This is a genomic window from Actinomadura hibisca NBRC 15177 (genome assembly GCF_001552635.1).
Taxonomy (GTDB): domain Bacteria; phylum Actinomycetota; class Actinomycetes; order Streptosporangiales; family Streptosporangiaceae; genus Spirillospora; species Spirillospora hibisca.
This window is the reverse complement of record NZ_BCRO01000132.1, coordinates 14587-27626: the sequence shown is the minus strand read 5'-3', so window position 1 is coordinate 27626 and position 13040 is coordinate 14587. Positions and strand designations below refer to the sequence as shown.

At 72.1% G+C, this 13040-nt stretch carries 11 protein-coding genes; 4 read left to right on the top strand and 7 right to left on the bottom strand.

Features of this window, described 5'->3' with window-relative positions; all coding sequences use genetic code 11:
• Positions 1-397: 397 nt before the first annotated feature.
• Complete coding sequence (gene purE / locus AH6_RS40575; RefSeq protein WP_067491530.1) at positions 398-892, bottom strand: 5-(carboxyamino)imidazole ribonucleotide mutase; 495 nt, start codon at positions 890-892, stop codon at positions 398-400.
• The gene (locus tag AH6_RS40570) at positions 889-2061 is read right to left on the bottom strand and encodes a 5-(carboxyamino)imidazole ribonucleotide synthase (protein ID WP_281180315.1); all 1173 of its coding nucleotides are present in this window, start codon (positions 2059-2061) and stop codon (positions 889-891) included. The genes purE and AH6_RS40570 overlap by 4 nt, the downstream gene beginning before the upstream one ends.
• A gap of 229 nt (positions 2062-2290) precedes the next feature.
• Here AH6_RS40570 and AH6_RS40565 point away from each other — a divergent pair, with 229 nt between their 5' ends.
• Positions 2291-2860 carry a GtrA family protein gene (locus AH6_RS40565; protein WP_169807976.1) on the top strand — a complete coding sequence of 190 codons (570 nt, stop codon included), beginning with the start codon at positions 2291-2293 and terminating at the stop codon, positions 2858-2860.
• Positions 2861-2937: 77 nt separating this feature from the next.
• Here AH6_RS40565 and AH6_RS40560 read toward each other — a convergent pair whose 3' ends face one another.
• Positions 2938-4215 carry an ATP-binding protein gene (locus AH6_RS40560; RefSeq protein ID WP_067491529.1) on the bottom strand — a complete coding sequence of 426 codons (1278 nt, stop codon included), beginning with the start codon at positions 4213-4215 and terminating at the stop codon, positions 2938-2940.
• 98 nt (positions 4216-4313) lie between these two features.
• Positions 4314-4985, bottom strand: coding sequence for a response regulator transcription factor (locus AH6_RS40555; protein ID WP_019629095.1), 672 nt, complete (start codon positions 4983-4985; stop codon positions 4314-4316).
• Positions 4986-5108: 123 nt separating this feature from the next.
• Between AH6_RS40555 and AH6_RS40550 the strand changes: the two genes are divergently transcribed.
• Complete coding sequence (locus AH6_RS40550; RefSeq protein ID WP_067491528.1) at positions 5109-5564, top strand: hypothetical protein; 456 nt, start codon at positions 5109-5111, stop codon at positions 5562-5564.
• Here AH6_RS40550 and treZ read toward each other — a convergent pair.
• Genes treZ through glgX form a run of 3 tightly spaced genes read right to left on the bottom strand, consistent with a single transcriptional unit; the run spans position 5527 to position 11676 of the window.
• Positions 5527-7263, bottom strand: coding sequence for a malto-oligosyltrehalose trehalohydrolase (gene treZ, locus AH6_RS40545; RefSeq protein ID WP_067491527.1), 1737 nt, complete (start codon positions 7261-7263; stop codon positions 5527-5529). The genes AH6_RS40550 and treZ overlap by 38 nt on opposite strands.
• The gene (treY, locus tag AH6_RS40540) at positions 7260-9548 is read right to left on the bottom strand and encodes a malto-oligosyltrehalose synthase (protein ID WP_067491526.1); all 2289 of its coding nucleotides are present in this window, start codon (positions 9546-9548) and stop codon (positions 7260-7262) included. The genes treZ and treY overlap by 4 nt, the downstream gene beginning before the upstream one ends.
• Positions 9541-11676, bottom strand: a complete 2136-nt coding sequence (glgX, locus tag AH6_RS40535) for a glycogen debranching protein GlgX (RefSeq protein ID WP_067491525.1) — start codon at positions 11674-11676, stop codon at positions 9541-9543. Before glgX ends, treY begins: the two co-directional genes overlap by 8 nt.
• Positions 11677-11840: 164 nt before the next feature.
• On the opposite strand from glgX, the gene AH6_RS46895 reads away from it, so the two are divergent.
• Together AH6_RS46895 and bfr are read left to right on the top strand one after the other, a co-directional pair.
• The gene (locus tag AH6_RS46895; protein ID WP_067491524.1) at positions 11841-12353 is read left to right on the top strand and encodes a (2Fe-2S)-binding protein; all 513 of its coding nucleotides are present in this window, start codon (positions 11841-11843) and stop codon (positions 12351-12353) included.
• 106 nt (positions 12354-12459) lie between these two features.
• Positions 12460-12957 carry a bacterioferritin gene (bfr, locus tag AH6_RS40525; RefSeq protein ID WP_067491523.1) on the top strand — a complete coding sequence of 166 codons (498 nt, stop codon included), beginning with the start codon at positions 12460-12462 and terminating at the stop codon, positions 12955-12957.
• The last annotated feature ends 83 nt before the right edge of the window (positions 12958-13040 follow it).

The window sequence follows — 13040 nt, the reverse complement described above, 5'->3', positions numbered from 1 at the left end:
TGGGCATGTTCGGGCGCGGGGCTAGGGTTGATGGTTGGGTGCGGAGCGCGGGATTGGGGTTGCTGGTCACGCGCGGAGCGCGAGGCTGAGGTTGTTGGTCGGGTGCAGGACGTAGGGCTGGCGTCGTTGGGCACGCGTGCAGCGCGGGCTGAGGTAGTGGCGCGGAGCGTTCCTTTAACGCGGAGCGTGCCCTTGGCGCGGAGCGCGCTTTTAGCGCGGAGCGCGGGCTTGAAGTGAAGCGCGCCTTTGACGCGCAGCGCGGTTTCGACGCGCAGCGCCAACTAAGGTCGCTGGTCACGTACAGCCCACGGAATTAAGGTTGCTGGCCGCGTGTCGGGCGCGGGGCCATAGCGCAGGCAGCCACCCCCTAAAGCCCCCTAAAGCTCCCCAGAGCCCCTCACAACCCCTCCCTCAACTTCTCCCCCTTCGCCTTAGCCTGCGCATACAACTCCCCCTGGAACTCCCTCATCCTCCCCCGCAACCCCTCATCCCCCGCCCCCAGAATCCGCACCGCCAGCAGTCCCGCGTTCCTCGCCGCGCCCACCGCCACCGTCGCCACCGGCACCCCCGCCGGCATCTGCACGATCGACAGCAGCGAGTCCATCCCGTCCAGGTACTTCAGCGGTACCGGCACCCCGATCACCGGCAGGGGGGTCACCGACGCCAGCATGCCCGGCAGGTGGGCCGCGCCGCCCGCGCCTGCGATGATCACGCGGAGGCCCCGGTCGGCCGCCTGCTCGCCGTAGGCGATCATGTCGTGCGGCATGCGGTGGGCCGAGACCACGTCGGCCTCGTAGGGGACGCCGAACTCCTCCAGGGCCTCGGCCGCCTGGCGCATCACCGGCCAGTCGGAGTCGCTGCCCATCACCACGCCGACCAGGGGGCTCGTCATCGTTTGTCCTTCATCTCGGGGCCCCACCGCAGGTAGTCGGCGGCGTGGCGGGCTCGTTCGCGCACCTCGGCCAGGGTGTCGCCCAGGGCCGTCACGTGGCCGATCTTGCGGCCGGGACGGACGTCCTTGCCGTAGAAGTGCACCTTGACGGCCGGGTCGTGCGCCATCACGTGCAGGTAGCGGGGGTACAGGGCCGGGTCGTCGCCGCCCAGCACGTTCGCCATCACCGTGTAGGGCGCGGTCGGCTCGGTCGAGCCCAGCGGCAGGTCCAGCACCGCGCGCAGGTGTTGCTCGAACTGGGACGTCCGGGCGCCCTCGATCGTCCAGTGGCCCGAGTTGTGCGGGCGCATCGCCAGCTCGTTGACCAGCAGGCCCTCGTCGGTCTCGAAGAGTTCCACCGCCAGCAGGCCCGTGACGCCCAGTTTGTCGGCGATGTCCAGGGCAAGGTGCTGGGCCTCGGCCGCCCGGTCGCCGGACAGGCCGGGGGCGGGCGTGATCGTCTCGACGCAGATCCCGTCCTCCTGCACGGTCTCCACGATCGGGTAGGCGGCTCCCTGGCCGTGCGGGGAGCGGGCTACGAGTGCCGCCAGCTCCCGCCGGAACGGCACGAACGCTTCGGCCATCAGGTCCACGCCCTCGGCCAGCAGCCGCTCCACCAGGGCGGTGTCCATGGCCTTCAGCACCCAGACGCCCTTGCCGTCGTAGCCGCCCCGGGTCGCCTTCAGCACCACCGGCCAGCCGTGCTCGGCCACGAACGCCTCCAGCGCCGCCGCCGCGTTCTCGGCGGGTAGGTGCGCGAACGCCGGGCACGGTGCGCCGAGTGCCGCCAGCTTCTCGCGCATGACCAGCTTGTCCTGGGCGTGCCGCAGCGCCTCGGGGCCCGGACGGCACGGCACGCCCGAGTCCACGACGGCCTGGATGTGCGCGCCGGGCACGTGCTCGTGGTCGAAGGTGACCACCGCGCAGCCCTTCGCGAAGTCCATCAGGTCGGCGAGGGCCGCGTCGTCGCCGATCCGGGCGTCGGCCACCACGCGGGCCGCCGAGTCGGCCGGGTCCTTGGCGAGCACCCGCAGCGACACGCCGAGCGCGATCGCGGCCTGCTGGGTCATCCGGGCGAGCTGACCGCCGCCCGCCATCCCGACGACCGGCATCTGAGCTGCATCAGTCACGCGCAGCAGATTATCGGCCGGGCGGGGGTGAACGGGCGCGGTGTCCCGGACGTCAGAAGGGGTGGGGGCCTGTTGCCCGGGGAAAGAAGGAATGTGGCGGGTACCGTGAAACGTTCATGTTCCGACGTCTCAGCGGGCACATGCGTCTATCCTCGTTGTGCCTCCGCAGTATCCAGTGAACATTCAGCCGCGCCTTAGGCAGCGGAGTCCGGAAGGACGGTTCCTCTTCGTGAGCCTGGTCGCCACTCTCTATCGCCGGTTCGAGCACCTGGTGCGCGAGCTGATGAAGTTCGGCAGCGTCGGCGCCTTGGCCTTCGTCATCACCCTGGGCGTCGGCAACCTGCTGCACGTCGGTGTGGGGCTGGGCGAACTGACCTCCACCGGCATCGCGACCGTCATCGCGGCGACCTTCTCCTACGCGGCCAACCGCTTCTGGACCTTCCGGCACCGCGACCAGACGGGCATGGGCCGCGAGTACGTGCTGTTCTTCGCGCTGAACGGCGTCGGGCTGGTGATCACCTGGCTGTTCCAGGGCGTCACCAAGTTCGTGCTGGACCTCCAGGGCCCGATCGCCTACAACGCCTCGCTGATCGTCGGTACGGCCGTCGCGACGCTGTTCCGCTTCTGGTCCTACAAGAAGTGGGTGTTCCTGCCCGCCGACGCCCCGGCCGTCGACCCGCACTCGGGCCTGCCCGACGCCCACGACCTGCCGGTCAAGGACGCCCCGCAGCACGGCGGCCACCACCGCGTCGAGCCCCGCCAGGCGGAGGGGTACGCGGAGTTCTCCCGCACTCCCTGATCTTCGGAACGAGAGCGGGCGGCATCCCTGGCGGGGTGCCGCCCGCTTCGCTTGCCGGGCCGGCCGCCGGCCCGCGCTCACGCCGGGCCGATCACGACCCGTTCCGCCGCCAGCCGCGCCTCCGCCGCCGGCCGCAGGAAGATCCCGAAGACGGCGGGGCGGGCGCTGATCAGCTCCAGCCGCCCGCCGTCCACCACCGCCAGCGACCGCGCCAGGTACAGGCCGAGGCCGGTGCCCGAGCCGCCGCTCACGCTGCGCTCGAAGATCCGCGGTTCCAGCTCCGGCGGGATGCCCGCGCCCTGGTCGCCGACCTCCACCACCACCGAGGCGGTGCCCTGCTTGGTGCTGATGGTGACGGTGCCGGTGCCGTGGACCAGCGAGTTGTCCAGCAGCGTCGCGATGATCTGCGACAGGCCCTCGGGGTTGGTCATGCCGACCAGGTCGTGCTCGCCGGTGACGGTGATCTCCCGGCCGGCGCGGCGGAAGATGGGCCGCCACTCCTCGACCTGCTGGGCGATGACGCCGTCCACCGGGGCGGCCACCGCCGCGCCGGTGCGGTCGTGCCGGGCACGGGCCAGCAGCTGCTCGACCACCGCGACCAGGCGCTCGGTCTGGGCGAGCGCGGCCACGCCCTCCTCGCGCACCACGTCGGGGTACTCGGCGGCCTCGATCATCTCCTCCAGCCGCATCGACAGCGCCGTCAGCGGCGTGCGCAGCTGGTGGCTGGCGTCGGAGGCGAACTCGCGGCTGGCGGCCAGCAGGTCGGCGATGCGGACCGCGCTGCGGTCCAGCACCTCGGCGACCCGGTCCACCTCGGCGATGCCGTAGCGGCGGCGGCGCGGCCGGGCGTTGCCGCTGCCCAGCCGGTCGGCGGTCTCGGCGAGGTCGATCAGCGGCAGCGTCAGCTTGCGGGCCTGGAACATCGCCAGGCCGACGGTGACGGCCACGCCCAGCGCGGCCAGGCTGCCGATCAGCAGCAGCTGCCGCAGCGCCTCGTCGTGCACCTCGGCGGCGGGCTGGGAGACCCGCACGTGCACGCCGCCGGCCTTGCCGTCGGCGGTGAGCAGTTCGGCGCCGCGCGCCGGTTTCGGGCCCGCGGTGACGACCCGGCCGTCGGGCAGGGTGATGACGATGGAGCGGCCGGGGTAGGCCGCCGCGATCTTGGATTCGTCGGGGTCCTCGCGGGCGTCCAGGTTGAGCGCGACACCGCCGAGGATGGAGGAGGCCTCCCGGTCCAGCGACTGGGCGGCCTCCTCGTAGATGAGCTTCCGGGTGGCGTAGGCGAGGGGGATGCCGAGCAGCAGGATCGCGACGATCGCGACCGCGAGCGTCGAAAGCAGCAGTCGGCGCCGCATCAAAGCTCCTAGGTCTTCTTAAGCCATGACCATGCAGTCCGCCCCCGGCGGCCGCTCGGGACGGCCGCCGTGAACTGCATGATCATGGCGGGGCGGGGCTAGTCGCCGCGCTCGAACCGGAAGCCGACGCCGCGCACGGTGGTGATGTAGCGCGGGCTGCCGGCGTCGTCGCCGAGTTTGCGGCGCAGCCAGGAGATGTGCATGTCGAGGGTCTTGGTGGAACCCCACCAGTTGGTGTCCCACACCTCGCGCATGATCTGTTCGCGGGTCACGACCTTGCCCGCGTCGCGCACCAGCACGCGCAGCAGGTCGAACTCCTTGGTGGTGAGCTGGAGCTCCTGGTCGCCCATCCAGGCGCGGCGCGACTCGGCGTCGATCCGCACGCCCTGGACGATCGGCGTCTCGGTGCTGCCCCGCCGCAGCAGCGCGCGCACCCGCGCCAGCAGCTCGGCGAGCCGGAACGGCTTGGTGACGTAGTCGTCGGCGCCGGCGTCCAGGCCGACGACCGTGTCCACCTCGTCGGCGCGCGCGGTCAGGATCAGGATGGGCACGCCGTGCCCCTCGGCGCGGACCCGGCGGGCCACCTCAAGGCCGTCGAGTTCGGGCAGTCCGAGGTCGAGCACAATCAGGTCAACGCCGCCCCCGAGGGCCCGTTCCAGGGCCTGCGGCCCGTCCGGGCTCACTTCGACGGTGTACCCCTCGCGCCGCAGCGCACGGGCGAGAGGCTCGGAGATGGACGTGTCGTCCTCGGCGAGCAGTACTGAGGTCATGAACCGATCGTATGGCCATTCATGAACGTTTCCTGGCGTGCGCCACGCTCTTGACCTGCGGTTTGCCACTCGTAGTACATCCTCGAACACGGACGTACCCATACGAACCCGGAGGTAGAGCCCGTGGTACCGCCGGACGAGGGCGTCGCGCGGCCGGTCGCGGCCGTCCTTTTCCTGGCGGTCGCGGTGGCCCACGTCCTGACGTTACCGGACGGCTTCGGGACCGAGTCCTACATCGGGGTCGGCCTCCTCGTGGCGATCTTGATGGCGGTCGGCGGGGCGGCCGGGATGCTGGCCGAGACGCGCGACCGCGTCTGGTGGTACACGGTGGCGGAAGGCGTGCTGAACGTGGCGGGCACCCTGTACGCGAACTCCCGGCGGCTGCCCTTGCAAGAAGATTCCGACTGGCTGAACGCCGATGGGCTGGCTTTGCTCTTCCTTTCCGCGATGTTGACCGCGCTAGCGGCGTGGGTGCTTGTGCAACGGCGCGCCGAACGCCGGTCGTTCGCTCCCCCGACGGCGGCGGCGGCCGGGCGTCGGCTCAGGTCAGCACCGCCACAGAGGCGCCCGCAAGAGTGAGCGTGCCGTCGTCCAGGCGCACGGCCGGGTCGGACGCCAGCAGAATGCGGTCGGCCGCCACCGGCAGCTGGACGGGAGTGTCGTCCAGGTTCGCGGCGATCTGCACCCCGCTCCGCCGCATGATCAACCAGCGCTGGCCGTCCTCCTCGCGGACGGTCACCGAGGTCTCGGTCAGGCGCGGGTCGGTCAGCTCCGGCCGCGCCCGCCGCAGTCCGATCAGCGCACGGTGCCATTCCAGCAGCTCGCGGTGGTGGTCCTTGCCCGGTTCGGCCCAGTCCAGCACCGAGCGGCGGAAGGTGTCCACAGCCTGTGGATCGGGGACGTCGTCCGCCCAGCCGTAGCGGGCGAACTCGCGGCGGCGGCCCTCGCTGACGGCCCGCGCCAGCTCCGGTTCCTGGTGGTCGGTGAAGTAGCACCACGGCGTGGCCGCGCCCCACTCCTCGCCCTGGAACAACATCGGCGTGAACGGGCCGAGCAGCAGCAGCGCCGCGCCCACCTTGAGCATCCGGGGCGGCAGCCCGGCCCCGATGCGGTCCCCGGCCGCCCGGTTCCCGATCTGGTCATGATTTTGGAGGAACGTGACGAAGCGGTGCGCGGGGGTGCGCAGCCGGTCCACCGGGCGGCCGTGGCGGCGGCCCCGGTAGGTGGACATCGTGCCGTCGTGGACGAACGCGCTGGTCAGCGCCTTGGCGAGGGTGTCGAGCGTGCCGAAGTCGCCGTAGTAGCCTTGGCGCTCGCCGGTGAGGGCGGCGTGCAGGGCGTGGTGGACGTCGTCGTCCCACTGGGCGTCCAGGCCGTACCCGCCCGCCTCGCGCGGGGTGATCAGCCGGGGGTCGTTGAGGTCGGACTCGGCGATCAGGAACAGGTGGCGGCGCAGGTGGGCGGCGAGGCCGGACACCGCGGCGGCCAGCTCCTCCAGCAGGTGGACGGCGCGGTGGTCGGTGATCGCGTGCACGGCGTCCAGGCGAAGGCCGTCCAGGTGGTAGTCGCGCAGCCACATCAGCGCGTTCTCGACCACGAAGGCGCGGACCTCGTCGGACCCGTCCTGGTCGAAGTTGACCGCGTCGCCCCAGGGCGTGGCGTGCGCGGCGGTGAAGTAGGGGCCGTAGGAGCCGAGGTAGTTGCCGCTGGGCCCGAGATGGTTGTAGACGGCGTCCAGCACGACGGCGAGGCCGCGGGCGTGGGCGGCGTCCACCAGGCGTTTCAGTCCCTCGGGACCGCCGTAGGGCTCGTGCGGGGCCCACAGGTGCACCCCGTCGTAGCCCCAGCCGTGGTGGCCGGGGAACGCCGCGACGGGCAGCAGCTCGATCACGTCCACGCCGAGCGCGACCAGGTGGTCCAGGCGGCCGATGGCGGCCTCGAAGGTGCCCTCGGGCGTGAAGGTGCCGACGTGCAGCTCGTACAGCACGCCGCCGGGCAGCGGGCGGCCGCGCCAGTGGTGGTCCGACCAGGCGAACGCGGCGTGGTCCAGGACGCGGCTGGGGCCGTGCACGCCGTGCGGCTGCCACGGGGAGCGCGGGTCGGGCAGGACGTCACCGCCGTCGAGCACGAAGCCGTAGTCGGTGCCGTGCGCGGCGTCCGGGACGTCGGCGGCCCACCAGCCCGGACGGCCCTCGACGGGGGCGAGCGCGTGCCGCGCGTCGCCGATCGCGACCTCGGCGCGGCCGGTCTCGGGGGCCCACACCTCGAACCGGGTCATCCGGCCTCCTGTTCGGGGATCAGCAGCGCGACCGGCAGCCCGGCCAGGACGGCGGACAGGGCGAGGCCGCCCGGCCCGTGGGTCTCGCCGGTCAGGACGTTCCGGTAGGCGGCGCGTCCGGGCAGGTCGAGACGCGTGTCGCCCCAGCCGCCGCGCCGTTCCAGGCCCACCGGCAGGCGGGTGGCGACGGTGATCGCCTCGCCGCGCCGGAATGCGACGGCGTGCTCGGCGGCGGGGCCCTCGGCGGCCAGCGGCGCGTAGTCGGCGGACGGGCCTCCGGTGCCGTGCGGGGCCTGCTCGCCGGGCGGGACGAACCAGCCGGGGTGATCGCGGCGCAGCCGCAACGCCCGCGAGGTGACCAGCAGTTTCTCGTCGTCCACGTCGCGCGGCTCGCCGTGCGGGCTGTCCAGCCGGGTCAGCCGGGTGCGGCGGAGGCCGTAGTCCACCGGCCGCCGGTTGTCGGGATCGACCAGCGCCGGGGCGGTCAGCTCGCAGCCCTGGTACACGTCCGGCACGCCCGGCATCGTGAGCTGGACGAGTTTTTGCCCGAGCAGCACCACCCGCGCGTACGGGTCGAGCGCGGCGGTGAAGCGGGCGATGTCGGCGGTCAGGTCGTCCTCGGCCAGGACGCGGCGCGCGAAGCCGAGCACGGCGTCCTCGTAGGCGGCGTTCTGCTCGGTCCAGGAGGTGCTGGTCTTGGCCTCCCGCATCGCCTTGGTGAGGAAGCCCGTCAGGCGTTCCTCGCTGATCGGCCCCACCCCGGCCAGGGTCTGCCACAGCAGGTACTCCAGGTCCTTCTCCAGCGGCGGGTCGCCGGGCAGCCAGCCCGACCAGCGCTCCACCGCCTCCGCCCACGGGCCCGGCAGCTCCGCCAGGACGGCCAGGCGGGCGCGCACGTCCTCCTGGCGCTTGGTGTCGTGGGTGGACAGGGTGGTCATCGTGGCGGGCCAGTCGCGGGCGATCCGCGCGCAGTAGGCGTGGAAGTCGTCCGGCGAGACGGCGAAGCGCTCGGGGTCGCCGCCGACCTCGTTGAGCGCGGCCATGCGGTTCCAGCGGTAGAACGCGGTGTCCTCGACGCCCTTGGCCGCCAGCGGCGCGGAGGTCTGCTGGAAGCGCACCACGAACTCGTCGGGCGCGCCGTCCTGGCCGAGGACAAGGCGGACGAGCCGGCCCAGCGCGTCGTGCCGCTCGTCGGGCAGGTGCGGGCGGGCCCGGCGGACGGCCTCCTCCAGCACGGCCACGGCCTGCGGCGGCGGCTCCTCGCCGGGGACGACGTAGGCGCGGTAGACGGGCATGGCCGCCAGCAGCTCGACCAGGACCTCGTCGGGGATCTCGTCGGGCCCCGCGACCTGGCGCAGGACGCCGAGCAGGCGGTCGATCTCGGGGCGCAGGCCGTGCTCGGCGGCGTGCCGGCGGGACCGGTACTCGACCTCGGCGAAGCCGGGCGCGCCGCCGGTGAAGGCCGCGTAGGTCTCGGTGAGGGGCTTGTCGCCCTGCGGATCGACGAACAGGCCGCCGACCATGCCGAGCGCGTCGTAGCCGGTGGTGCCCGCGCAGCGCCAGTCGCGGGGCAGCTCCTCCCCGCCGGTGGTGATCTTCTCGACGACGGTCCACGCGCCGCCCGCCTCGGCGGCCAGCCGCTCCAGGTAGGCGCGGGGGTCGGTGAGGCCGTCGGGATGGTCGATGCGCAGGCCGTGGACCTGGCCGTCGGCGATCAGGTCCAGGGTCAGGCGGTGGGTGCGCTCGAAGACCTCGGGGTCCTCCTGGCGCAGGCCGATCAGGCCGGAGATGTCGAAGAAGCGGCGGTAGTTGGGGGTGCCCCGGCCGGGCAGGACGAGGCGGCCGTCCCCGGCGTCCCAGTCGACGTCGAACCAGCGCGCGTACGGGGAGTCGGGGCCCTCGGCCAGCACGGAGGCGAGGGCGCGGCTGCGGTCGGGCGGGTCGGGGATCGCCATGTGGTTGGGCACGACGTCCACCAGGACCTTCAGGCCGCAGGCGCGGAACTTGGCGGCCATGGCGGCGAAGGCGTCCGCGCCGCCCAGCTCGTCGGCCAGGCGGTCGTGGTCGGCGACGTCGTAGCCGTGCGTGGAGCCGGGCGCGGCCTGGAGCACCGGCGACAGGTAGACGTGCGACACGCCGAGCGCCGCCAGGTAGGGGGCGAGCGCGGCGGCCTCGGAGAAGCCGAAGTGCTGCTCGCGGGTGCCGCGGAGCTGGAAGCGGTAGGTGCCGGTGGGGACGGCGGACTCGGGGGCGGCGGACGGCGGGGTCTCGGCGGGGTCAGACACGGCGCAACACCTGCACCGACCGGGCCTCGCACATCAGCGTCTCCCCCGCCTTCACCACCGGCGACTCCTCCTCGGCGAGCATGGGGTCGGCGGTGTCCAGCACCTTGATCCACATCCCGCCGTAGCGGGCCGGGGGCAACGAGTACCGCAGGTCCCCGTCGTGCGCGTTGAACAGCAGCAGGAACGAGTCGTCCTTGATCGGCTCGCCGCGCCGGTCGGGCTCCACGATCGCGCCGCCGTTCAGGAACACCTGGAGCGACTTGCTGAAGCCCGCCGACCAGTCCTGGTCGTCCATCTCGGTGCCGTCGGGCGTGAACCACACCAGGTCGGCCAGGTCGGAGCCGCTGCCCGGGGCGCCCGGCGCGGCGTGGATGCGGCCGCCCTGGAAGAAGCGCCGCCGCCGGAACACCGGGTGCTTGCGGCGTAGTCGCGCCAGCCGCTGCACGAAGTCCAGCAGCGGGAACTGCTCCAGCAGCCGGTCCCAGTCCACCCAGGACAGCTCGTTGTCCTGGCAGTAGACGTTGTTGTTGCCGCGCTGGGTGCGGCCCAGCTCGTCGCCGTGGCCGAGCATCGGGACGCCCTGCGACAGGAACAGCGTGGCCAGCAGGTTGCGCTTCTGGCGCTCGCGCAGCGCCAGCACGTCCAGGTCGTCGACCGGGCCCTCGTAGCCGCAGTTCCAGGAGCGGTTGTCGTCGCTGCCGTCGCGGTTGGCCTCGCCGTTGGCGTCGTTGTGCTTGACGTTGTAGGAGACCAGGTCGTGCAGGGTGAAGCCGTCGTGGCAGGTCACGAAGTTGATCGAGGCGAACGGCTTGCGGCCGTCGTCGGCGTACAGGTCCGACGAACCGGTCAGCCGGGAGCCCAGCTCGGGCAGCACGCCGGGCTGGCCGCGCCAGTAGTCGCGGACGCTGTCGCGGTACTGGCCGTTCCACTCGGTCCACAGCGGCGGGAAGTTGCCGACCTGGTAGCCGCCCTCGCCGACGTCCCACGGCTCGGCGATCAGCTTGACCTGCGAGATCACCGGGTCCTGCTGCACCAGGTCGAAGAACGCCGCCAGCCGGTCCACCTCGTGCAGCTCGCGGGCCAGCGTGGAGGCCAGGTCGAAGCGGAAGCCGTCCACGTGCATCTCGGTGACCCAGTAGCGCAGCGAGTCCATGATCATCTGGAGCACGTGCGGGCTGCGCATCAGCAGGCTGTTGCCGGTGCCGGTGGTGTCCATGTAGTAGCGCGGGTCGTCGTCCACCAGCCGGTAGTAGGAGGCGTTGTCCAGCCCCCGGAACGACAGGGTCGGGCCCAGGTGGTTGCCCTCGGCGGTGTGGTTGTAGACCACGTCGAGGATGACCTCGATGCCCGCCTCGTGCAGGGCCTTGACCATCGCCTTGAACTCCAGCACCTGCTCGCCGCGCTGCCCGCCGGCGGCGTACTCGTTGTGCGGCGCGAAGAAGCCGATGGTGTTGTAGCCCCAGTAGTTGCGCAGGCCCTTCTGGATCAGCATGTCGTCGTGCACGAACTGGTGCACCGGCATCAGCTCGACGGCGGTGACGCCGAGCTTGGTCAGGTGCTCGACCACCGCCGGATGCCCGACCCCGGCGTAGGTGCCGCGCAGCTCGGCCGGGACCTCCGGATGGCGGGCGGTGAGGCCCTTGACGTGCGCCTCGTAGATCACCGTGTCGTGGTAGGGGGTGCGGGGCGGCCGGTCGTCGCCCCAGTCGAAGTAGGGGCTGACGACGACCGAGCGCATCATGTGCGGGGCCGAGTCGAGGTCGTTGCGCGACCAGGGATCTCCGAAGTCGTAGCCGAAGCACGCCTGGTCCCAGTCCACCGTGCCCTCGACGGCCTGCGCGTAGGGGTCCAGCAGAAGCTTGCTCGGGTTGCAGCGGTGCCCCCGCGCGGGGTCGTAGGGGCCGTGCGCCCGGAACCCGTACCGCTGGCCGGGCATGACCCCCGGCAGGTAGCCGTGGTGGACGAAGGCGTCCACCTCCGGCAGCCGGACCCGCCGTTCCGCTCCCGAGTCGTCGAACAGGCAGAGTTCCACCTGTTCGGCCGCCTCGGCGAAGACCGCGAAGTTGGTCCCCGCCCCGTCGAAGTGCGCGCCCAAGGGGTACGCGTCTCCCGGCCATACCTGAGCCACTAGGCCCTCCCGTCGTCGCGAGAGGTTTGCTTCCCCTTGAGGGTTAGATCACACCGAAATAAAGGTCACTGGTCAGACAGGGCGACCGTCGGTTACCTTAGGGGAGCCTAACCTTATTGAGGTTGCCCTTACCCAGCCCGTGCCGCACGAGAGGTCCCGCCCACATGTACGTCTGCGTGTGCAACGCCGTCACCGAGGACGACGTGCGCGGCTGCATGGCCGACGGCGGGTGCCGGACGGCCAAGGAGGTCAAGGCCGCCTGCGGCATGAAGCCGGGTTGCGGCTCCTGCACCAAGCGCCTGTACGGCCTGGTCAGCGAGTACCGGACCGCCAGCGAGCTGGTGGAGGCCCTGGTGGGGCCGCCGATCCTGCCGCACGCCGCGCCCGAGCCGGCCGTGGCCCCCGGGCCCCTGGCTCCCGGGCCCCTGGCTCCCGGGCCCCTGGCTCCCGGGCCCGTCGACCCTGCGGGCGACCCTTTCGCCACTCCTCCCACCGACCCCGCCGCGGTGCCCGCCGCCGTCGAGACCGCCCTCGCGGGCGCGCCTCCGGTGCCGGTCGCCACGCCCGAACCGGTCCGCGTCATGGCGCCGGTGCGGTCCCGCTGGCTCGCCGAGCCGATCACCGGCGCGCCGGACCGGCCGCGCGAAGGGGGGTCCGCGTCCCAGACCGCCGCCTGAAATAGGACAGACCACCACCCGCTTCGGCCGTCCCCCGAAAAAGGACACGCGCCGAAGGGGGGTTCAATGCTGTCCCCACTCGGTCGGACATGCGAGCATGGGCGGTATGGAAGGCGACAAGGACATCATCGCGCTGCTGAACGAGCAGCTCACCGCCGAGCTCACCGCTATCAACCAGTACTTCCTGCACGCCAAGATGCAGGAGCACTGGGGGTACACCAAGCTGGCGGAGTACACCCGGCACGAGTCCATCGACGAGATGAAGCACGCCGAGCGGCTCACCAACCGGATCCTCTTCCTCGGCGGGCTCCCGAACTACCAGAAGCTCGACACCCTGCGCATCGGCCAGAGCGTGGTGGAGCAGCACAAGGCCGACCTCAAGATCGAGCTGGAGGCGGTGGCGCGGCTGCGGCCCGGCATCGAGCTGATGCGCTCCCGCGGGGACGTGACCTCGGCCAACCTGTTCGAGGACATCCTCCGCGACGAGGAGCAGCACATCGACTACCTGGAGACCGAGCTCCAGCTGTTCGAGAGCCTCGGCGAGCAGAACTACCTGCTGCGCCTGACGGCCGAGCCGGGCAAGGACGAGAGCCACGTCGACTGACCCGCCGTCCTGACGCCGCCCTTCCCGCGGCTTTCTCCCCTTCCCGCGCGCCCGCAGGCCCCTCCAGGCCGCGGGCGCGCGGC

Excerpts from the sequence above, each read along its gene's own strand:
- AH6_RS40560 (WP_067491529.1), bottom strand. The coding sequence starts at position 4,215 with ATGCGGCGCCGACTGCTGCTTTCGACGCTCGCGGTCGCGATCGTCGCG.
- bfr (WP_067491523.1), top strand. The coding sequence starts at position 12,460 with ATGGAAGGCGACAAGGACATCATCGCGCTGCTGAACGAGCAGCTCACC.
- AH6_RS40555 (WP_019629095.1), bottom strand. The coding sequence starts at position 4,985 with ATGACCTCAGTACTGCTCGCCGAGGACGACACGTCCATCTCCGAGCCT.
- AH6_RS46895 (WP_067491524.1), top strand. The coding sequence starts at position 11,841 with ATGTACGTCTGCGTGTGCAACGCCGTCACCGAGGACGACGTGCGCGGC.
- treZ (WP_067491527.1), bottom strand. The coding sequence starts at position 7,263 with ATGACCCGGTTCGAGGTGTGGGCCCCCGAGACCGGCCGCGCCGAGGTC.
- purE (WP_067491530.1), bottom strand. The coding sequence starts at position 892 with ATGACGAGCCCCCTGGTCGGCGTGGTGATGGGCAGCGACTCCGACTGG.